Raw genomic sequence first — 21,756 nt, forward strand, 5'->3', positions numbered from 1 at the left:
AACAAAACCAGGCCTGATTATAGCCTGGTTAGCGGTTTTATGCTGGGTTTATATACAGTTTATTGCCCGTAATAGGCTTTTGCACCGTGCTTGCGCAGGTAGTGTTTGTCCAGCAGCGTCTGTTGCATATCCGGCAACTCTGGTGCCAGTTGACGACAGAAGATGCCCATATAGGCCACCTCTTCCAGCACAATCGCGTTATGCACTGCATCCTCCGCATTTTTGCCCCACGCAAACGGGCCGTGAGAATGCACCAGCACCCCGGGCATCTGTGCTGCGTCGATTCCCTGTTTTTCAAAGGTTTCGACAATCACATTGCCGGTTTCCCACTCGTACTCGCCGTTGATTTCCGCATCGGTCATCAGGCGGGTGCAGGGGATGGTGCCGTAAAAGTAGTCTGCGTGCGTGGTACCGGTAGCCGGGATGGACTGGCCTGCCTGCGCCCAGATAGTCGCATGACGCGAGTGGGTATGCACAATGCCGCCGATGGTCGGAAATGCCTGATACAGCAGGCGATGGGTGGGGGTATCGGAGGAGGGTTTTTTCTTCCCTTCCACCACTTCACCGGTTGCAATGCTGACCACAACCATATCGTCAACGGTCATCACCGTATAATCCACGCCGGAAGGCTTGATGACGAACACCCCTTTTTCGCGGTCAACGGCGCTGACGTTGCCCCAGGTCAGGGTCACCAGATTATGTTTAGGCAGCGCCAGGTTGGCTTCGAGTACCTGGCGTTTGAGATCTTCTAGCATTGTTGTCTCCCGCCGGATGGCGTTTCGCTTATCCGGCATACACAATCGTAGGCCCGGTAAACGCAGTGCCACCGGGCACGTCGTACTTAACGTTTCGAACCGTAATAGACTTCATTCCAGCGCAGCGCGTCTTTAAACGCGGGCAGGCGGGTATCGTTATCGATCACGGTCAGTTCGATGTCGTGCAGTTCAGCGAACTGACGCATATCGTTGAGATCCAGCGCGTGACTGAAGACGGTATGGTGCGCGCCACCGGCGACGATCCAGGCTTCGGAGGCGGTTGGCAGATCGGGCTGCGCTTTCCACAGGGCGTTGGCGACCGGCAGTTTTGGCAGCGCGTGTGGCGTTTCAACCGCATCCACACAGTTCACCAGCAGGCGGAAACGATCGCCCAGGTCGATCAGGCTGGCGTTGATGGCCGGGCCGGTACGGGTGTTGAAGATCAAACGTGCCGGATCCGCTTTACCGCCAATGCCGAGGTGCTGCACGTCGAGGATCGGTTTCTCTTCAACGGCAATGGACGGGCACACTTCCAGCATGTGTGAACCGAGTACCAGGTCGTTGCCATTTTCGAAGTGGTAGGTGTAGTCCTCCATAAAGGAGGTGCCGCCCTGCAGACCGGTTGACATCACTTTCATGATGCGAAGCAGAGCGGCAGTTTTCCAGTCGCCTTCGCCCGCGAAGCCGTAGCCCTGCTGCATCAGACGTTGTACTGCCAGACCCGGCAGTTGTTTCAGACCATGGAGATCTTCAAATGTCGTGGTAAAGGCGTGGAAGCCACCCTGTTCCAGGAAGCGTTTCATCCCCAGTTCAATGCGCGCCGCGTCCAGCACGTTCTGGCGTTTGTCACCCTTCACCTGCGCCGCTGCGGTGAGGCGGTAGCTGCTTTCGTATTCGTCAACCAGCGCGCTCACGTCGCCATCGCCGATCTCATTGACGACCTGCACCAGGTCACCCACGGCCCAGGTGTTCACGGAAAAACCGAACTTGATCTGCGCGGCAACTTTATCACCGTCGGTGACTGCCACTTCACGCATGTTGTCGCCAAATCGCACCACTTTCAGATGGCGGGTATCCTGTTTGGAAACGGCCTGACGCATCCAGGAGCCGATGCGTTTCTGCGCATGTTGATCCTGCCAGTGTCCGGTCACTACGGCGTGCTGCTGACGCATACGGGCGCCGATGAAGCCGAACTCACGGCCGCCGTGTGCGGTCTGGTTCAGGTTCATAAAGTCCATATCAATGCTGTCCCATGGCAGGGAGGCGTTGAACTGGGTATGGAATTGCAGCAGCGGTTTGTTGAGGATAGACAGACCGTTGATCCACATTTTGGCGGGTGAGAAGGTGTGCAGCCACACCACCAGACCCGCACATTTATCGTCGTAGTTTGCGTCACGGCAGATATGGGTGATCTCATCCGGCGTCGTGCCCAGCGGCTTCAGCACCAGTTTGCATGGCAGTTTGGCCTCAGCATTCAGCGCGTTCACGACGTGTTCCGCATGTTTCGTCACCTGTTGCAACGCTTGCGGTCCGTACAAATGCTGGCTGCCAATCACAAACCACACTTCATAATTATCAAAAATGGTCATCGTCGTGTCCTTAATGGGTCAGGGTTGCCGTCGTATCCGCGGTGTGTTTTGACGGGGCGGCGACAGGGAGATAGTGAAGTTCGGCGCTTTTTGCCCATTGCTGGTAGCGCTGATAAAGCTGTTCAAAGCGTTGCGCCTGTTGAGCACGCGGCTGAAGGGTATTTTCGACCGCGCTTGCCATATGCTGCTGTGCAGTCGGGATATCGGCGTGTACGCCCGCGGCAACGGCGGCGAAAATAGCCGCGCCCAGCGCGCAGCATTGATCGGACGCGACAATCTGCAGCGGACGGTTCAGCACGTCGCAGCAGGCCTGCATGATCACCGGGTTTTTACGGGCGATACCGCCCAGCGCCATGACGTTGTTGACGTCGATGCCCTGTTCGGTGAAGCACTCCATAATCGCGCGGGCACCAAAGGCGGTGGCTGCAATCAGGCCGCCAAACAGGGCCGGGGCATCGGTCGCCAGATTGAGATCGGTGATAACACCTTTAAGACGCTGGTTGGCAAATGGCGTACGGCGGCCGTTGAACCAGTCGAGCACCACCGGCAGGTGTTCAAGAGACGGATTTTTCGCCCACGCGGCGGTGAGCTGGGGCAGCAGCTGTTTCTTACTTTCGGCAATCTGGGTTTTCAGTTCCGGGTGCGCGGTCGCCAGCTGGTCCAGCGGCCAGCCCAGTACCCGACCAAACCAGGCGTAAATATCGCCAAACGCAGACTGCCCGGCTTCCAGACCGATAAAGTCCGGCACCACGCTGCCGTCGACCTGTCCGCAGATACCTTTTACTGCGCGGTCACCGACGCTGGCTTTATCCGCCGTCAGGATGTCGCAGGTGGAGGTGCCGATCACTTTCACCAGCGTATTGGGTTGGGCGCCAGCGCCCACCGCGCCCATATGGCAGTCAAACGCACCGCCGGAGATTGCCACGTTTTGCGGCAGGCCCAGGCGTGTTGCCCACTCTTCACAGAGCGTGCCCACCGGAATATCGGCGGTAAAGGTGTCGGTAAAGAGCGGGTACTTCAGGCTCTTGTTGATAATCGGATCGAGTTCATCGAAGAAGGCTGCCGGTGGCAGACCGCCCCAGCTTTCATGCCACAGGGATTTATGCCCGGCGCTGCAGCGGCCGCGGCGAATATCCTGCGGGCGGGTGGTACCTGAGAGCAGGGCAGGAACCCAGTCACACAGTTCAATCCACGATGCGGCTGCCTGTGCAACCGCTGCGTCAGCGCGGGTGACATGCAGGATCTTGGCCCAGAACCATTCACTGGAATAAATTCCGCCGATGTAGCGCGAATAGTCGGTTTTGCCCGGCTGGTGGCACAACCGGGTGATGGCTTCGGCCTCTTCGACGGCGGTATGGTCTTTCCACAGCACAAACATGGCGTTCGGGTTGTCGGCGAACTCAGGACGTAGCGCGAGCACCCGGCCTTCCGCATCCACTGGCGCGGGGGTAGAACCGGTGCTGTCTACGCCGATCCCAACCACCTCTGCACGCTGGGCGTCAGACAGCTTTGCCAGCACGGTTTTGATTGCCGCTTCCATCGACTCGATGTAGTCGCGTGGATGGTGACGGAACTGGTTGTTTGGCGCATCGCAGTAGCGCCCCTCTTGCCAGCGTGGGTACCACTTAACGCTGGTTGCTATCTCCTGGCCGGACGTACAGTCCACTGCCAGGGCGCGAACCGAGTCGCTGCCAAAATCGAGGCCAATCGCAATTGCCATGGTGTTGCTCCATCAGAAAACAGGTATGAGAGAACATTAGAGACTGGGGGCGAAAATCGTCAGGCAGGATCCGCTAATCTTATGGACTAAATTGCTGTTGAGATGGAAAGTGTGACGCCGTGCAAATATTCAATGTGGACATTTCTGCCGCACTTATAGACACTTTTGTTACTGCTTATCTGCCCACTCTGGCGGAGAAATCAGGGGGAAAGGCTGAAACATGGCGGACGTAAAAGAGACGTGATGCTTTTTGGATCTCGTCGCAGGCCATTTTTATACGGCTTTTAACGATATGGACAATTGGTTTCCTTCAGTACCGTTGGGAGAACTGAATCTATGGCCGAAACGCAAAACGATCCCTTACTGCCGGGTTATTCGTTTAACGCCCACCTGGTGGCGGGGCTGACCCCTATCGAGGCTGAGGGATATCTCGATTTTTACGTTGACCGTCCGCTCGGGATGAAAGGGTACATTCTGAACCTGACCGTGCGTGGGGAAGGGATAATCAAAAACAACGATCAGCAGTTCGTCTGTCGTCCCGGCGATATGCTGCTGTTTCCGCCTGGTGAGATCCACCATTATGGGCGTCATCCGGATGCCAAAGAGTGGTATCACCAGTGGGTCTACTTCCGCCCCCGCGCCTACTGGCAGGAGTGGCTTTCGTGGCCAGCCATTTTTGCGCACACCGGTTTTTACCGCCCGGACGACACTCATCTGGCCCAGTTCCGCGAGCTGTTTGCCCAGATCATAGAGGCAGGGCAGGCCGGTGGGCGCTACGCTGAGCTGCTGGCAATTAATTTGCTTGAACAGGTATTACTGCGCCGGATGGAGGCGATTAACGCGTCGCTTAATCCGCCGCTGGATAACCGTGTGCGTGATGCCTGCCAGTACATCAGCGACCACCTGGCCGACAGCCAGTTTGATATCGCCAGCGTGGCCCAGCATGTCTGTCTGTCGCCGTCGCGGCTGTCGCATTTGTTCCGGCAGCAGTTGGGTGTCAGCGTGCTGAGCTGGCGCGAAGATCAGCGCATCAGCCAGGCGAAACTGCTGCTCAGCACCACCCGGATGCCCATTGCCACCGTCGGGCGCAATGTGGGCTTTGAAGATCAGCTCTATTTTTCCCGCGTATTTAAAAAATGCACTGGCGCCAGCCCCAGTGAATTCCGGGCGGGATGTGAATAAACGGTAAAAAAAGATAAACAAGCAGGTGAACAACGGAAGCAACCTGTAAACTATTCAGACAATTGTTGTCTTGACGCGATGCAGGGCGCTAAGCAGAATCCCTGATTCGTTTTCTGACCGGAATAGTTATGCAGGCATTGCTGGAACATTTTATTACCCAGTCCGTTATGTATTCGCTTATCGCCGTTGCGCTGGTGGCGTTTCTGGAATCGCTGGCGCTGGTTGGGCTGATCCTGCCTGGTACGGTGATGATGGCGGCGTTGGGCGCGTTGATTGGCAGCGGTGAGGTCAATTTCTGGCAGGCGTGGCTGGCCGGTATGATCGGCTGCTTACTGGGCGACTGGATCTCCTTCTGGCTGGGCTGGCGTTTCAAGAAGCCGCTGCACCGCTGGTCTTTCATGAAGAAGAACAAAGCGTTGCTGGATAAAACTGAGCATGCGTTGCATCAGCACAGCATGTTTACGATCCTCGTCGGACGCTTTGTCGGGCCAACGCGTCCGCTGGTGCCGATGGTCGCCGGGATGCTGGATCTGCCCGTCGCAAAATTCGTTTTGCCGAACATTATCGGCTGCGTCTTCTGGCCGCCGTTCTACTTCCTGCCGGGGATCCTGGCGGGGGCGGCAATTGATATTCCTGACGATGTGCAGAGCGGTGGCTTTAAATGGTTATTGCTGGCAACAGCGCTGCTGTTATGGCTCGCTGCATGGTTGTGCTGGCGGCTATGGCGCAGCGCGAAAGCGAATGTCGATCGTCTGACGCGCTATCTGCCTCGCTCGCGCTTGCTGTGGCTGGCGCCGCTGACGCTGGGCGTTGCCGTCGTGGCGCTGATCGCGCTGATTCGCCATCCGCTGATGCCGGTGTACGGTGAGATCCTGCTGAAGGTGGTCAGCCGTTAAGGATCCCCAGCAGGTGCGACGCGCTTGCTTTGCCACTCATCAACTCTTCGGTTTCACCCTCCCACACGATACGACCCTCCGCGATCACCACCGATCGCGGGGCGATGCGTGCGGCATCTTCAATACTGTGTGACACCATCAGCATCGTCAGCTGCTGACGCTGGCAGACCTCCTGTACCAGGGCGAGCATCTCCTGGCGCAGCGCGGGATCGAGTGCAGAGAAGGGCTCATCCAGCAGCAGTATCGGCTGCTCGCGAACCAGGCAGCGAGCCAGCGCCACGCGCTGACGTTGTCCGCCAGAGAGCTCTCCGGGGAGTCGGTCAATAAACGTGGTAATGCCCATCTGCCCGGCAATCTTTTCCAGCTTCTGGCGCTGTGCGTCGTTCAGTTTCAGCCCCGGATCCATACCCAGCGCGATGTTTTGCCGCACCGTCAGATGGGTGAACAGGTTATTTTCCTGGAACAGCATCGAGACCGGACGCCTGGCGGGCGGGGTGTAGGTATGGTCGTTGTTTTCAATGATTATCGACCCGCTTGCCGGTTGCAGAAAACCGGCAATCAGATTGAGTAAGGTACTTTTCCCTGCCCCGCTTGGGCCAAGCACGGCAATCATCTCACCCGGGCGTACCGACAGGCTGAACCGCATAGGCAGGTGCTGGTAGAGCCAGGTGACATCAGTCAGTTTTAACATTGCGCCCCGGAAGTTTTTCGATAACGGTAAATAAGGCAAAGCACAGCAACAGCAGCAACAGCGCCGTGACGGCCCCCTCCTGACTGCGGTAGGAGCCGATCTGCTGATACAACCAGTATGGCAGCGTGCGGAAATCTTCATTGCCGAAGAGCGCCACCACACCAAAATCTCCAATGGAGAGCACACAAGCGAAGGCCAGCGCCTGAGCAAGCGGGCGTTTCAGCGCACGCAGTTCAACCACCTTTAACCGGCGCCAGCCCTGTATACCAAGCGACTGACACAGCAAAGCGTAACGGCTGTTGACGTCGCGCATGGGGTTTTCCAGCACCTTCAGCGCATAGGGAATGGCCATCAGGGCGTTGGTAAAAATCACGATTCCGTCGGCGCTTTCCGGCAGACCAACCGTACTGTTGAACAATAAAAAGAAGCCGGTTGCCAGGACGATGCCCGGCATTGCGAGGATTAACATCCCCGTCAGCTCCAGCGCTTGTCCGGCTTTGCGCGCCTGGCGCGCATAAAGTTCGCGACTGCTCCACAGCAGCATCATGGTCAGCACGACACACAATAGCCCGGCAGCCAGTGCGATGCGCAAGGATGTCCAGGTCGCCTGCCAGAGGACGGGCTGTTGCAACACGGAGACGAGGTTAAGGTTAACGCCATCAACGATAACGGCCATCAGCGGTGGCAGCAGCAGCAGCAGGGCCAGTACGATCAACATCACATCCGCGATTCGGCTGTGCAGGCTGTCCTGAGGATCGCGCCAGCCTGTAATCTGATGACTGCCCGGTGGAATGGCTTTGCTCAGACGCTGACTCAGCAGGACCAGCACAAGACAGCACAGCATCTGTACCAGAGCCAGAAGCGCAGCGCGGCCGGGGTCGTAGTCGTAACTCAGCGCCTGGTAAATCGCCAGTTCGATGGTGGTCGCCTGTGGTCCACCACCAAGAGAAAGCACGGTGGCGAAACTGGCAAAACAGAGCATGAAGATCAGCGCCGCAACCGGAGGGATTTGACGGCGCAGCCACGGCCATTCGACAAAGCGGAAGAATGACCAGCCGCGCATGCCCAGCTGTGCCGCAAGCTGACGCTGCTCGCCGGGGATAGCCTCCAGCGCCTGTAAAAAAAGCCGGGTCGCCATGGGCATGTTGAAAAAGATGTGCGCCAGCAGAATACCTTTGAGTCCGTAAGGGGAGAAGGTCCACTCCAGACCAAGCAGGTTAAAGAGGGCGGCCAGCCAGCCCTGACGACCATACACGCTCAGGATCCCAAACACCGCCACCAGGACGGGCAGGATCAGCGTCATGGCGCACAGTCTCAACAGCGCCTCCCTGCCGGGGAAGCGTCTGCGGTAGAGCGCCCGCGCGAGAAAAATGGCCGGGATCACCGACAGCAGGGCAGAGAGAAACGCCTGCCAGAAAGAGAACCGGATGACGTGCCAGAGATAGCTGTCGTGCCAGAGGGAGAGCAGATCACTCTCTGGCGCGTTAAACCACAATGCCAGAAAAGCACCCAGACTGACCGCCACCATCACTACAGCGGCGAGCAGTCCGGGAAATAACCAGCCGGGAATTAGCGGCTGACGGCGCGTTGCCATTCACTTACCCATGCTGCTCGCTGCGCGGCGACCTGCTGCGGCGTAAACTCCAGCGAGGTTTGCGGTTTGGTCAGTTGCTCAAAGCCCGCAGGTAGCGTCACGTTGGTCACCGGATACATCCAGTTACCCGTAGGGATCGCATTCTGGAACGCCGGGGAGACCATGAATTTCAGAAACTTCTCGGCCAGTTCCGGCTGCTTGCTGGCGGCAGTGCGGGCAGCCACTTCCACCTGCAGATAATGACCTTCAGCGAAATCAGCGGCGGCGTAGTTGTCTTTCTTCTCGGCGATAATGTGATAAGCCGGGGAGGTGGTGTAGCTCAGCACCAGGTCGCTCTCCCCTTTCAGGAACAGGCCATAGGCTTCGCTCCAGCCTTTGGTGACGGTCACGGTTTTGGCGGCCAGCTTCTGCCACGCCTCCGGCGTTTTATCACCGTATACCTTCTGCATCCACAGCAGCAGGCCCAGACCCGGTGTGCTGGTGCGCGGATCTTCATAAATCACGCGCCATTTCTGGTCGCTTTCCACCAGCTCCTTCAGGCTTTTCGGCGGGTTCTTCAGCTTGTTTTTGTCATAAACAAACGCAAAATATCCGTAATCGAACGGCACAAAGGTGTCGTTTTTCCAGCCGCCCGGCACGTTAACCGCATCTGCCGCTACGCCGCTTTTGGCGAACAGTTTCGTTTGCGAGGCCGCATCCAGCAGGTTGTTATCCAGGCCGAGTACCACGTCGGCCTTGCTGTTTTTACCTTCCATACGCAGACGGTTAAGCAGCGAGACGCCATCTTCCAGCGCCACGAATTTCAGTTCGCAGTTGCAGTCGGCTTCAAAGGCTTTTTTGACGACCGGGCCTGGGCCCCAGTCGGCAGAAAAGGAGTCGTAGGTGTAGACCGTCAGGACGGGTTTTGCGAAAGCAGGCAGCGCAAACAGCGCCAGCAGGGGAAGCACTTTTTTTAACACTTTGCACCTCAAGGTTGAGTGGCAAAGGATTTTGAGCGACAGCCTCAAATCCCTTCGCCGGCGTTATCCGGATCAGGTTCGACGGGTATTATCTCAGCGCACATCAGTGATGCAGCACCCCGTTGAGAACGGCGCTATTGTAATGATTTGGCGAATATTACGAAAGTGTTATGGCTCTGGTGGCGCAAACCAGGCGGATTTAAAATCAAACCAGCCCAGCGTATTCATCCGTAACCCCCGCATACTGCGCTGGCCCTGGATCATCAGCCAGTGGTGGATCAGCGGCACGATTGCCTGTTCGGCCAGCAGCGCCTGACACCAGGTGGCCAGGTTCATCTCACCCGCGCGCCACTGCGCCGCATCCTGCTGCCAGTCCCGATCGATACAGTGCTGGATCAGCGGGACTTCATACAGGTGTGAGAAGAGCGAGAAATCGAGCGGCAGGGTGAAGTTGGCGCTGTTCAGCCAGATATCGCTGGTCAGTTCCCCCTGGTGCCATTCGTCATAGTCCACTTCCCTGATGTCCAGCCGGACGCCTTCTGCGGCCAGCAGTCTGGTCATGATCCTGGCAATAAAACGGTGCTCCACATGCTCGCGGTAGTAGGTCAGGGTGACAGACTCCAGCCCTGCCGGTTTGTTACAGTGGGCAGGTCGGGCATGATGCCAGCGAGGAAGCAACCCGTACGCCGGAAACCAGTACGTCTGATACTGTTCTTCCGCATGGTAAATCAGATTGGAGGGAGATAAGACGTGGCTGATCCATTTGCGTACCGCCTGATTGGCCCCGCGGTGGGTGCGGCTGTCAAACAGCAGGTAGTAGCAGCCCTCCTCAAGGCGGCTTTCCACCGCCTTTTCGCCCGTTGTGGGGCCTTCAAGCGTCAGCCCGGCGCTGAGCTCTTCATTGAGATCCGGTAATACCCAGACGTTCACTTCGTCGATCAGCGCCCGGTAGCCAAAATAATCATCAAACGCGCGAATTTTCAGCTGGTTATTGGTGTTACGCGACACGGCATAGGGCCCGGTGCCAATGGGCTGGCTGGCAAAATTGTGCAGCGATTCCCACTCTCCCGGCAAAATCATTGATGGGACATACCCCAGCAGCCAGGGAAGCCATTTATCCGGCTGAGACAGTTCAATATCCAGCGTCCAGGCGGTGGGGGAGTGAACGCGCGAAATATGCGAATAAAGCGGAAGCTTGCGGGCACGCTCCAGTGAGGCGATGACATCGCGCATTTCCAGCTCGCGGCCGTGGTGAAAGTGGATGCCGGGACGTAAGAAGAAGCGCCAGTGACGTGGGGAGAGTTGCTGCCAGTGGTGCGCAATATCAGCTTCCAGTTCCCCGTTTTCCTCATTTATTCGCGTCAGGCCGCTGAATATTTGTCGCGCCATATGGGTTTCTGAGCGGCGCAAGGCCGTGCCGGGGAGCAGATTCTTCATCGGGCGATAGTAGAGCACCCGCAGAATGTGGCGGCCCTGACGAAAACTCCGCCCAAGATGGGAGACCAGCATCTGACGCACTGCGGCTTTATCGCCAACCAGTTGCACCAGCTGATCGATTCTGTCCTGTTCCAGCAGGTCTTCTGCTCGCTGTTGCTGCAAGGCCAGCCCGGTATAGAGAAAGGTCAGGCGTGAGCGTTTGCCGCGTCCCGCTTCGGCTTCCCAGTTTAACCAGCCCTGTTGCTGCATGGTGTTAAGCAGCGTGCGCATATGACGTCGGGAGCAGTTAAGGAGCTCAGCCAGTTCGTTAAGCGTGGTCTCCTGCGATTGCCCTTCGCAGCACTGCCAGAGGCGGATGAATTGTTGTTGCAGACGACCAGAAGGCATAAAAGGGGAACTCCTGACAAAAAATCAGCAATTTATTAATCCCTATATTAAGCCAATAATGATTCCCGATGAAGTGAGGAGGTACATTATGAAGAGGTCTACCGCACGTCAGTTTTATCAGCAGTACTTTTCAGCGACAAAAGGAACGTCCTGGCTGGCCCGTCAGTGTGCTGAGCAACGGCTGAAAATGTTAGAAGAACTGATGCAGTGGGACGTTACGAAACCGACCTCTTCTCGCTAACTCGCCTCGATCATGTGTGACTGAGTATTGGTGCTTATCACCCGCCAGCAAAATGTTTTTTGCTGGCTTTTTTCGTTTATTCTTTCACCCAATTCGATTCGCTTTCACAAGGACTTGCAGATGCTCTGGTTAATGACGATGGGGCGACGCCTGAACGGCGTGTATGCCGCTTTTATGCTGGTGGCCTTTATGATGGGCGTGGCGGGGGCGCTGCAGGCACCGACGCTGAGTCTTTTTCTCAGCCGGGAGGTGGGGGCGCAGCCGTTTTGGGTCGGCCTGTTTTATACCGTGAACGCCATCGCCGGGATCTTGGTGAGCCTGGGGCTGGCGAAACGATCCGACAGCCAGGGCGATCGCCGCAAGTTGATCCTATTTTGTTGCGCCATGGCTGTGGGTAACGCACTGCTGTTTGCCTTTAATCGTCACTACCTGACGCTGATCACCTGCGGCGTGCTGCTGGCCTCGCTGGCGAACACCGCCATGCCGCAGCTGTTCGCGCTTGCCCGGGAATATGCCGACAACTCGGCGCGGGAAGTGGTGATGTTTAGCTCGGTGATGCGTGCGCAGCTCTCTCTTGCATGGGTCATTGGTCCGCCGCTGGCCTTTATGCTGGCGTTGAATTACGGTTTTACCGCCATGTTTTCCATCGCTGCGGGGATTTTTGCCATTAGCCTGGCATTGATTGCCTTCGTGCTGCCGTCAGTGGCGCGTGTCGAACAGACAGCGGATAAACCCATTACTCAGGTGAGCGGCTGGCAGGATAAAAACGTCCGTATGCTGTTTATCGCCTCCACGCTGATGTGGACCTGCAACACCATGTATATCATCGATATGCCGCTGTGGATCAGCAGCGATCTGGGTCTGCCGGATAAGCTCGCGGGGATCTTAATGGGGACGGCCGCCGGGCTGGAAATTCCGGCGATGATTCTGGCGGGATACTACGTCAAACATCTCGGGAAACGCCGGATGATGCTGATAGCCGTAGCGGCCGGAGTGCTTTTTTACCTGGGGCTGATTTTCTTCCATTCACGAGAGGCGTTGCTGGCGCTGCAGCTGTTTAATGCTGTGTTTATTGGGATCGTGGCCGGGATAGGGATGCTCTGGTTCCAGGATTTAATGCCCGGGCGGGCGGGGTCGGCGACCACACTCTTTACCAACAGTATCTCCACGGGGGTAATTCTGGCGGGGGTGATTCAGGGGGCGTTGTCGCAAAGCTATGGACATGGGTCGGTGTACTGGATGATTGCACTAACGTCGATTGTCACGCTGATGCTGACCTGGCGCGTAAAAGACGTCTGATTCTGGAAGGCGCCTTCACGAAATGAAACCATTTTCTGACAGAGTTTAAGAAGACACATAGAGTGCGTGGCGGGTGCTTGAGGCTGTTTGCCTCAGGCTTTCGCAAGAGGCAAACAGTGGAGAGTCCCACATCAAAAAACTGATGGGGAGACCAACTTCACAACCAACATTGCGAGGTTAGTCTCTTCATTGCCGAAAAGCAATAAGGAGGCTGGAATGCCAAAACGTACTCTGCTGTTAGGTTTGTTTCTGATCTGTACAACGCTGTTGATCTTCACCTGGATGGTGCGTGATTCACTGTGTGAACTGCATTTCAGACAGGAGAAAACAGAGCTGGCAGCAGTGTTGGCTTACGAAGCAAAACGTTAGCGGTATGGGCGGGGAAAGTTCCCCGCCCCTCCAGAGTGGTTGAGCCTCAACGCACCCTTATCAATGGCCCGCATCGTGCGGGCCATTGCCTTTAGCCCATAAACGCAGGCTGTTTTTTCTCGTATGCGGAGATGGCGTCTTCATGCTGAAGCGTCAGGCCAATGCTGTCCAGACCGTTCAGCATGCAGTGGCGACGGAAGGCATCGATGCTGAAGCTGTAGGTCTTATCCCCGGCTTTCACCACTTCCGCTTCCAGATCCACTTCAAACGACATGCCCGGATTTGCCTTAACCAGCGCGAACAATTCATCCACTTGCTCGTCACTCAGCGTCACCGGCAGCAGCTGGTTGTTGAAGCTGTTGCCGTAGAAGATATCTGCAAAGCTCGGGGCGATCACCACTTTAAAGCCGTAATCGGTCAGCGCCCATGGCGCGTGCTCGCGTGAGGAGCCGCAGCCAAAGTTTTCCCGTGCCAGCAGAATGGAGGCGCCTTTATATTCCGGGAAATTCAGCACAAATTCCGGGTCAGGTACCTGACCTTTATCATCCAGAAAACGCCAGTCGTTAAACAGATGAGCACCAAATCCGGTGCGGGTGACCTTCTGCAAAAATTGCTTCGGGATGATCGCATCGGTATCGACGTTAGCGGCGTCCAGAGGGACAACCCGGCCTGTATGTTGGGTAAATTTCTCTGCCATGATTGTCTCCTTATTTCAGGCTGCGAATATCGGCGAAATGGCCGGTAACTGCCGCAGCGGCGGCCATCGCCGGGCTGACCAGGTGGGTGCGTCCACCGCGGCCCTGACGACCTTCAAAGTTACGGTTACTGGTGGAGGCACAACGTTCGCCCGGATTCAGGCGGTCATTGTTCATGGCCAGACACATGGAGCAACCAGGCAAGCGCCACTCGAAGCCTGCTTCGATAAAGATCTTATCCAGGCCTTCGGCTTCCGCCTGCGCTTTTACCGGGCCGGAGCCTGGCACAACCAGCGCCTGCACGCCGGGTGCCACTTTACGGCCTTTGGCGATCTCCGCCGCAGCGCGTAAATCTTCGATACGCGAGTTGGTGCAGGAGCCAATAAAGACTTTGTCGATGGTCACATCGGTCAACGGCACACCGGGTTTGAGACCCATATACGCCAGCGCTTTTTCGGCACTGGCGCGTTCGACCGGATCGGTAAATGAGGCCGGATCGGGAATAGTGTCATTCACGGAAATGACCTGACCCGGATTGGTTCCCCAGGTCACCTGCGGGGCAATCTCCTCCGCCTGCAAGGTAACAACGGTGTCAAAAACCGCGTCATCATCGGTTTTCAGGGTTTTCCAGTACGCGACGGCGTCAGCGTAATCCTGATCTTTTGGCGCGTGCAGACGCCCTTTTACATAGTTGAAGGTGGTTTCATCCGGCGCCACCAGGCCTGCTTTGGCCCCCATCTCGATGGCCATATTGCACAGAGTCATACGACCTTCCATGCTCAGCGCCTGAATAGCGTCACCGCAGAACTCAACTACGTGCCCGGTGCCGCCGGCACTGCCCGTTTTACCGATGATGGCCAGCACGATGTCTTTCGCGGTGATCCCCGGCGCGGCTTTGCCTTTCACTTCAATCTTCATGGTTTTGGCTCGGCCCTGTTTCAGGGTCTGCGTAGCCAGAACATGCTCAACTTCAGAGGTGCCAATACCGAACGCCAGTGCACCAAACGCGCCGTGCGTTGCGGTATGGGAGTCGCCGCAGACGATGGTCATGCCGGGCAGGGTGATCCCTTGCTCAGGTCCCATCACGTGAACGATACCCTGATACGGATGGTTCAGATCGTAGAGCTCGACGCCAAACTCGTTACAGTTCTTGATCAACTCTTGCATCTGGATACGCGCCATTTCGCCCGACGCATTGATATCTTTGGTCTGGGTGGAAACGTTGTGATCCATTGTCGCGAAGGTTTTACCCGGCTGACGTACCGGGCGTTTGTGCGCACGCAACCCATCAAATGCCTGTGGGGAGGTCACTTCGTGTACCAGATGCCTGTCGATATAGAGCAGTGGGGTTTCGTTTGGTGCCTCATAGACAACGTGTGCATCAAACAATTTTTCATATAACGTCTTCGCCATGATTACACCCCTTCAGCGACATAGCGGGCAATGATGTCGCCCATTTCATCGGTACTGACTGCCGCCGTGCCGCGTGCTAAATCACCGGTACGGACGCCTTCTTCTAACGCGCGATTAATGGCGTTCTCAATTGCGGTTGCCGCATCGCCTGCATCCAGGCTGTAGCGCAGCAGCAGAGCCAGGGAGAGGATCTGCGCAATCGGGTTAGCGATGTTTTTACCTGCGATATCCGGCGCGGAGCCGCCAGCAGGCTCGTACAGGCCAAAGCCTTCTTCGTTCAGGCTCGCTGACGGCAGCATGCCCATGGAGCCGGTGATCATCGCGCACTCATCCGAGAGGATATCGCCGAACAGGTTGGAGCACAGCAGCACGTCAAACTGGGACGGATCTTTAATCAGCTGCATTGTCGCGTTATCGATGTACATATGCGACAGCTCAACGTCAGGATAATGCTTAGCAACTTCGCTGACGATCTCACGCCATAAGATGGAAGACTGCAGCACATTCGCTTTGTCGATAGAGGTCACTTTATGGCGGCGTTTGCGTGCAGACTCAAAAGCGATATGGGCGATACGTTCAATTTCGAAACGGTGATAGACCTCGGTGTCGAACGCTTTTTCATGCTGGCCGCTGCCTTCACGGCCTTTTGGCTGACCGAAATAGATCCCGCCGGTCAGCTCACGCACGCACAGAATGTCGAAGCCGTTAGCGGCGATATCCGCGCGCAGCGGGCAGAACTCTTCCAGACCCTGATACAGCTTTGCCGGACGCAGGTTACTGAACAGCTTGAAATGTTTACGCAGCGGCAGCAACGCGCCGCGCTCTGGCTGCTCTGCGGGTGGCAGGTGTTCCCATTTCGGGCCACCCACGGAACCAAACAGGACGGCATCGGCGTTCTCGCAGCCCTCTACCGTTGCTTTTGGCAGCGGCGTACCGTGATTATCGATAGCAATACCGCCCACGTCGTAGTGGCTGGTGGTAATTTTCATCGCAAAACGCGAGCGAACGGCTTCCAGTACTTTCAGCGCCTGTGCCATCACTTCCGGGCCAATACCGTCACCCGGCAACACAGCAATATGGTAATTCTTCGACATTACACGGTTTCCTTGTTGTTCTCTTTATTCTGAGCTTTGCGTTGCAACTCTTTTTCGACTTCAGCGGCGCGCCAGATATTGTTCAGGACATGCACCATCGCTTTTGCAGAGGATTCGACGATATCGGTCGCCAGACCCACGCCGTGGAAGCGACGGCCGTTATAATTGACCACGATATCCACCTGACCGAGTGCATCTTTGCCATGGCCTTTGGCCGTCAGGTCATATTTGACCAGCTCCACGTCGTATTCGGTGACGCGGTTAATCGCCTGGTAGATAGCATCGACAGGACCATTGCCGTTTGCCGCTTCCGCTTTTATCTCATCCCCGCAGGCCAGCTTGATGGATGCCGTGGCGATATCGCTGGAGCCGGACTGCACGCTGAAGTAATCCAGACGGAAATGCTCTGGCTCTTCCTGCTGCTTATTAATGAAGGCCAGTGCTTCCAGGTCATAGTCGAACACCTGACCTTTTTTGTCGGCCAGCTTCAGGAACGCGTCGTACAACTGATCCATGTTGTAATCGCTGTCCTTGTAACCCATCTCTTCCATACGATGTTTCACTGCCGCACGGCCGGAGCGGGAGGTCAGATTCAACTGAACCTGGTTCAGACCGATCGATTCCGGGGTCATGATTTCGTAGTTTTCGCGGTTTTTCAGTACGCCATCCTGGTGGATACCGGAAGAGTGCGCGAATGCGCCGGTACCGACAATCGCCTTGTTGGCGGGGATCGGCATGTTGCAAATCTGGCTGACGGTCTGGCTGGTACGCCAGATTTCATTGTGATTGATGCGGGTGTGCACGTTCATGATGTCTTTGCGCACTTTGATCGCCATGATCACTTCTTCCAGGGAACAGTTGCCTGCGCGTTCCCCGATACCGTTCATCGCACCTTCTACCTGACGGGCACCAGCGTGAACAGCGGCGATGGCGTTGCCGACGGCCAGGCCTAAATCGTCGTGGGTATGAACAGAGATAATTGCCTTATCAATGTTTGGCACACGATCATACAAGCCAGTAATGATGTTGGAGAACTCAAACGGCATGGTGTAGCCGACGGTGTCCGGGATGTTGATGGTTTTGGCCCCGGCATTAATGGCGGCTTCCACCACGCGTGCCAGATCCTCAATTGGCGTGCGGCCTGCGTCTTCACATGAGAATTCAACATCATCCGTGTAGTTGCGCGCGCGTTTGACCATGTATACCGCGCGCTCAATCACCTCGTCGAGGGTGCTGCGCAACTTGGTGGCAATATGCATGGGGGAGGTGGCAATAAAAGTATGAATACGGAATGCTTCAGCCACTTTCAGTGACTCGGCGGCAACGTCGATATCTTTCTCAACGCAGCGTGCCAGGCCACAGACGCGGCTGTTTTTGATGGTACGGGCGATGGTCTGTACCGATTCGAAATCACCCGGAGAAGAGACCGGGAAACCCACCTCCATCACGTCGACACCCATACGTTCGAGAGCCAGCGCAATTTGCAGCTTCTCTTTCACACTCAGGCTCGCCTGTAATGCCTGTTCACCGTCACGTAAAGTGGTATCAAAAATAATGACTTGCTGGCTCATGGGTTAGGTCCTTGTCAGTCTTAGGGCGCCTTGCTACGAGCATAAAAAAACCCGCGCAGTGGCGCGGGTTTTTAGTCTTACTGGTGACGATTCAACGCTGAATTTCGCCCGCCAGTCTACCGCGCACAGAGGATGCGTTTAGTAGTAGTAGACCGGTGAAACGAATGGTGCGAATCATGAATCGTGCTCCGTTAAATTCAATATGCTTTTAGTGGTACTGGATATGGGGGTTGATGTCAACCCCTGACAACAAAAACGACCCCGTTCGCACGGCGTTCCAGAGAATTTGATTTAGCTAATTGTGCTGGTTTTTATCTTTCATGCCTTTTGAAAAGTCTATTTTTGGACTGGAGATTCATCTCCGGAACGATTTAAATATAATTAGTATCAATTCAACATACGTCTGTAATGGATGAGCCCTGAGAAGAATTGTTTTTAATTTCATTGATTTATTAGTGCTGCAAATAAAAATGCAGTAAATAAAGCGTGAGCAATGATGCGAGTTTGTTAATTGTTTGGCATGGCTCACGTGAATAGTTTAATAATACTTAAGTTATCATTAACCGAAGGGCGATTGTGTATTTGTCTTGATTATGGTTTCATGCAAACCATAATGTCATTGATATCATTTATGCGGAATTTCATCTCACCATCAATGACCTGGGCGAAGTCACCCTTTTGATGATGCGCTCTTTATATTTTCCGAATTTTAAACAATTCTCTTTCGCTGGTTGTATCTGCATGGTAAATCATATTTTTCGAAATTATTACTGTAATTTGGCAAAGGGAGTTTAGCGTGACAGTGGAGCCAGGAGTGCCAGAAAATAATATTAATCAACCTCAGGGTTATAATGGGGTTAAACCTCAGTTACGCACCGTGGATCTCAATCTGTTGACCGTGTTTGACGCGGTGATGCAGGAACAGAATATCACGCGGGCAGCGCAGTCTCTGGGGATGTCGCAGCCTGCCGTCAGCAATGCGGTATCCCGGCTTAAAGTGATGTTTAATGACGAATTGTTTGTTCGTTATGGCAGGGGGATTCAACCCACGGCGCGTGCATTTCAGCTGTTTGGCTCTATCCGCCAGGCGTTACAGTTGGTGCAAAATGAGCTGCCGGGATCGGGTTTTGAGCCCTTAAGCAGTGAGCGTGTTTTCCATCTTTGTGTATGTAGCCCGTTAGATAATTATTTGACGTCCGTGATCTACAATAAAGTGGAAGAAATTGCGCCCAATATTCAACTGGTATTTAAATCTTCTCTTAATCAGAACACAGAACATCAGCTTCGGTATCAGGAAACAGAATTCGTTCTGGGATACGAAGAGTTCCGTCGTCCGGAATTTTCCTGTGTGCCTCTGTTTAAAGATGAAATGGTACTGGTCGCCAGCAAAAAACATCCACGAATGAATATGCCGCTGCGCGAAAGTGATGTTTATAACGAGCAGCACGCTGTTGTTGCCCTCGACCGATACGCCTCATTTAGTCTGCCGTGGTATGACACTGCGGATAAACAGGCGAGCGTGGCTTATCAGGGAATGGCCATGGTCAGCGTCTTAAATGTGGTTTCCCAGACCCATTTGGTCGCTATTGCCCCGCGTTGGCTGGCGGAGGAGTTTTCGGAACCCTTAAATCTGCAAATCCTGCCGTTGCCACTCAAACTCAATAGCCGTACCTGTTATCTTTCCTGGCATGAAGCCGCAGGCCGGGATAAAGGCCATCAGTGGATGGAAGAGCTGCTTATTAGCATTTGCCGCCGATAAGCGCGTCAGGATAAATCACATCGGCGTGTGTGGTTTATCCTGCGTATTTTTTCATTTGCGGTATTTTGTGCTGTTGTTATTTTTTCTGGCTGCTGCCAGCTTCGCAAAAATAGATGATTTACTGAAAGGTTGCGCTTTTCAGCGATGATTTATCACCTCACGAACGAATTACAGTGGAATTAACCATATCCTCCCTGTAACGCTGCTTTTTGTGCTTCTGACCCCGTTTGCCACGTCCTGTTTGCTAATTGCCTGCCTCAAAACGAGCGGTTAAGGTAACGATCACTCTGCAATATATAAGATTGGTTCATCACGATCGTAAGACGGTGTGGAAATGAATTCTGCAGTCCGTCTATAACAAAATGCCTGGAGGCAAAGCATGGAGATGTTGTCTGGCGCGGAAATGGTCGTCCGATCGTTAATCGATCAGGGCGTTAAGCAGGTGTTCGGCTACCCTGGAGGCGCAGTTCTGGATATTTATGATGCGCTTCATACGGTAGGCGGCATTGACCATGTTTTGGTGCGCCACGAGCAGGCGGCGGTGCACATGGCTGACGGACTGGCGCGTGCGACGGGTGAAGTGGGCGTGGTATTGGTCACCTCCGGCCCCGGCGCGACGAATGCAATTACCGGCATTGCGACAGCCTATATGGACTCCATCCCGCTGGTCATTCTATCCGGGCAGGTTGCAACGTCACTGATTGGCTACGATGCATTTCAGGAGTGCGACATGGTTGGAATTTCACGCCCCGTTGTGAAGCACAGTTTCCTGGTGAAGCAAACCGAAGACATTCCCGGCGTACTGAAAAAAGCCTTCTGGCTGGCAGCCAGTGGGCGTCCTGGTCCTGTGGTGGTCGATCTGCCAAAAGATATTCTTAACCCGGCAAACAAGCTGCCGTATGTCTGGCCGGAAACGGTAAGCATGCGCTCCTACAACCCAACGACACAGGGCCACAAAGGCCAGATCAAACGTGCATTACACACGCTTCTGGCTGCGAAAAAGCCGGTGGTCTATGTCGGAGGTGGCGCGGTTAACTCAGCCTGTGAAGCGCAACTGCGTGAGCTGATCGAAAAATTGAATCTTCCTGTCGCCTCGTCACTGATGGGACTGGGCGCCTTCCCGGCAACGCACCGCCAGGCTCTGGGTATGTTGGGCATGCACGGTACCTATGAAGCTAACATGACGATGCATCATTCGGATGTGATCTTTGCCGTTGGCGTGCGCTTTGACGATCGCACGACCAACAATCTGGCGAAGTACTGCCCGAACGCCACCGTGCTGCATATTGATATCGATCCTACGTCTATTTCGAAAACGGTGCCGGCGGATGTGCCGATCGTTGGGGATGCGCGACAGGTTCTGGAGCAAATGCTGGATCTGCTATCGCAGGAAACCCCTTCACAACCGTTGGATGAGATCCGCGACTGGTGGCAACAGATCGAGCAGTGGCGAGCACGTCAGTGTCTGAAATACGATACCCAAAGCGAAAACATTAAGCCGCAGGCGGTGATCGAAACCCTCTGGCGTCTGACGAAAGGTGAAGCCTATGTCACCTCTGATGTAGGTCAGCATCAGATGTTTGCCGCGCTTTATTATCCGTTTGATAAACCACGTCACTGGATCAACTCTGGTGGTCTGGGGACAATGGGCTTTGGGTTACCTGCCGCACTGGGGGTGAAGCTTGCGCTGCCGAATGAAACCGTCGTTTGCGTGACAGGAGACGGCAGCATTCAGATGAATATCCAGGAACTCTCCACCGCGTTGCAATATGAACTGCCGGTCCTGGTACTCAACCTGAATAACGGTTATCTCGGTATGGTGAAGCAGTGGCAGGATATGATCTACTCTGGCCGCCATTCTCACTCCTACATGAAATCGCTGCCGGATTTTGTTCGTCTGGCCGAAGCCTATGGTCATGTCGGGATGCGGGTGACCGAGCCAGCAGAGCTGGAAGCGAAACTTGCTGAAGCGCTTGAACACGTCAAAAATAACCGCCTTGTTTTCATGGATGTCATTGTTGATGGCACAGAGCACGTTTACCCGATGCATATTCGCGGTGGTGGTATGGACGAAATGTGGTTAAGTAAAACGGAGAGAACCTGAT

General features: G+C 55.1%; 19 protein-coding genes and 1 riboswitch. Of the genes, 7 read left to right on the forward strand and 12 right to left on the reverse strand.

All coding sequences use genetic code 11. From position 1 onward, the window contains the following. Positions 1–59: 59 nt before the first annotated feature. From araD to araB, 3 genes are all read right to left on the reverse strand, one after another. Positions 60–755 carry an L-ribulose-5-phosphate 4-epimerase gene (gene araD, locus ACQG19_RS03535; protein WP_246932366.1) on the reverse strand — a complete coding sequence of 232 codons (696 nt, stop codon included), beginning with the start codon at positions 753–755 and terminating at the stop codon, positions 60–62. Positions 756–841: 86 nt separating this feature from the next. After that, positions 842–2,344: an L-arabinose isomerase gene (gene araA, locus ACQG19_RS03540; RefSeq protein WP_020688483.1), complete on the reverse strand. Its 1,503-nt coding sequence runs from the start codon at positions 2,342–2,344 to the stop codon at positions 842–844. A gap of 10 nt (positions 2,345–2,354) precedes the next feature. Further along, positions 2,355–4,064 carry a ribulokinase gene (araB, locus tag ACQG19_RS03545; protein ID WP_246932368.1) on the reverse strand — a complete coding sequence of 570 codons (1,710 nt, stop codon included), beginning with the start codon at positions 4,062–4,064 and terminating at the stop codon, positions 2,355–2,357. A gap of 336 nt (positions 4,065–4,400) precedes the next feature. Here araB and araC point away from each other — a divergent pair, with 336 nt between their 5' ends. Together araC and ACQG19_RS03555 are read left to right on the forward strand one after the other, a co-directional pair. Next, positions 4,401–5,246: an arabinose operon transcriptional regulator AraC gene (araC, locus tag ACQG19_RS03550; protein WP_097533934.1), complete on the forward strand. Its 846-nt coding sequence runs from the start codon at positions 4,401–4,403 to the stop codon at positions 5,244–5,246. A gap of 128 nt (positions 5,247–5,374) precedes the next feature. Further along, a complete protein-coding gene (locus ACQG19_RS03555; RefSeq protein ID WP_013095552.1) occupies positions 5,375–6,142 on the forward strand; it encodes a DedA family protein in 768 nt (255 codons plus the stop codon). On the opposite strand, the gene thiQ is transcribed toward ACQG19_RS03555, so the two are convergent. The 4 genes from thiQ to sgrR form a co-directional block, all read right to left on the reverse strand. Next, positions 6,132–6,833, reverse strand: a complete 702-nt coding sequence (gene thiQ, locus ACQG19_RS03560) for a thiamine ABC transporter ATP-binding protein ThiQ (RefSeq protein WP_038981187.1) — start codon at positions 6,831–6,833, stop codon at positions 6,132–6,134. The two genes, ACQG19_RS03555 and thiQ, sit on opposite strands and share 11 nt — an antisense overlap. Continuing rightward, entirely contained in the window at positions 6,817–8,427 is a 1,611-nt protein-coding gene (gene thiP, locus ACQG19_RS03565; RefSeq protein ID WP_045292748.1) for a thiamine/thiamine pyrophosphate ABC transporter permease ThiP, read from the reverse strand. Before thiP ends, thiQ begins: the two co-directional genes overlap by 17 nt. Then, positions 8,403–9,386 (reverse strand): thiamine ABC transporter substrate binding subunit, encoded by a 984-nt coding sequence (gene thiB / locus ACQG19_RS03570; protein WP_013095555.1) that lies wholly within the window; start codon positions 9,384–9,386, stop codon positions 8,403–8,405. The genes thiP and thiB overlap by 25 nt, the downstream gene beginning before the upstream one ends. A 31-nt stretch (positions 9,387–9,417) precedes the next feature. Continuing rightward, positions 9,418–9,518, reverse strand: a riboswitch (TPP riboswitch). Positions 9,519–9,554: 36 nt separating this feature from the next. Beyond that, entirely contained in the window at positions 9,555–11,210 is a 1,656-nt protein-coding gene (gene sgrR / locus ACQG19_RS03575) for an HTH-type transcriptional regulator SgrR (protein ID WP_246932370.1), read from the reverse strand. 88 nt (positions 11,211–11,298) lie between these two features. Between sgrR and sgrT the strand changes: the two genes are divergently transcribed. The 3 genes from sgrT (at position 11,299) to ACQG19_RS03590 (ending at position 13,119) form a co-directional block, all read left to right on the forward strand. Beyond that, complete coding sequence (gene sgrT, locus ACQG19_RS03580) at positions 11,299–11,451, forward strand: glucose uptake inhibitor SgrT (protein ID WP_013095557.1); 153 nt, start codon at positions 11,299–11,301, stop codon at positions 11,449–11,451. A gap of 120 nt (positions 11,452–11,571) precedes the next feature. Beyond that, positions 11,572–12,750, forward strand: a complete 1,179-nt coding sequence (locus tag ACQG19_RS03585) for a sugar efflux transporter (RefSeq protein WP_013095558.1) — start codon at positions 11,572–11,574, stop codon at positions 12,748–12,750. Positions 12,751–12,966: 216 nt separating this feature from the next. Then, positions 12,967–13,119, forward strand: a complete 153-nt coding sequence (locus ACQG19_RS03590) for a Hok/Gef family protein (protein ID WP_010427008.1) — start codon at positions 12,967–12,969, stop codon at positions 13,117–13,119. A 91-nt stretch (positions 13,120–13,210) separates the two neighbouring features. Here the strand turns inward: ACQG19_RS03590 and leuD are convergent, their stop codons facing one another. From leuD to leuL, 5 genes are all read right to left on the reverse strand, one after another. Next, a complete protein-coding gene (gene leuD, locus ACQG19_RS03595; protein ID WP_013095559.1) occupies positions 13,211–13,816 on the reverse strand; it encodes a 3-isopropylmalate dehydratase small subunit in 606 nt (201 codons plus the stop codon). Between the two features lie 10 nt (positions 13,817–13,826). Continuing rightward, on the reverse strand, positions 13,827–15,227 hold the full coding sequence (leuC, locus tag ACQG19_RS03600) for a 3-isopropylmalate dehydratase large subunit (RefSeq protein WP_045292743.1): 1,401 nt from the start codon (positions 15,225–15,227) through the stop codon (positions 13,827–13,829). A gap of 2 nt (positions 15,228–15,229) precedes the next feature. Beyond that, positions 15,230–16,321, reverse strand: coding sequence for a 3-isopropylmalate dehydrogenase (gene leuB, locus ACQG19_RS03605; RefSeq protein WP_013095561.1), 1,092 nt, complete (start codon positions 16,319–16,321; stop codon positions 15,230–15,232). Next, positions 16,321–17,892, reverse strand: a complete 1,572-nt coding sequence (gene leuA / locus ACQG19_RS03610) for a 2-isopropylmalate synthase (RefSeq protein ID WP_013095562.1) — start codon at positions 17,890–17,892, stop codon at positions 16,321–16,323. The genes leuB and leuA overlap by 1 nt, the downstream gene beginning before the upstream one ends. Before the next feature lie 91 nt (positions 17,893–17,983). Next, on the reverse strand, positions 17,984–18,070 hold the full coding sequence (gene leuL, locus ACQG19_RS03615) for a leu operon leader peptide (RefSeq protein ID WP_071830037.1): 87 nt from the start codon (positions 18,068–18,070) through the stop codon (positions 17,984–17,986). Between the two features lie 636 nt (positions 18,071–18,706). Between leuL and leuO the strand changes: the two genes are divergently transcribed. After that, positions 18,707–19,651 (forward strand): transcriptional regulator LeuO, encoded by a 945-nt coding sequence (gene leuO, locus ACQG19_RS03620; protein ID WP_013095563.1) that lies wholly within the window; start codon positions 18,707–18,709, stop codon positions 19,649–19,651. Between the two features lie 379 nt (positions 19,652–20,030). Then, positions 20,031–21,755, forward strand: a complete 1,725-nt coding sequence (gene ilvI, locus ACQG19_RS03625; RefSeq protein ID WP_013095564.1) for an acetolactate synthase 3 large subunit — start codon at positions 20,031–20,033, stop codon at positions 21,753–21,755. Position 21,756: the final 1 nt, after the last annotated feature.

The sequence above is a fragment of the Enterobacter cloacae complex sp. 277I4 genome (assembly GCF_050031465.1).
Lineage (GTDB): Bacteria > Pseudomonadota > Gammaproteobacteria > Enterobacterales > Enterobacteriaceae > Enterobacter > Enterobacter cloacae.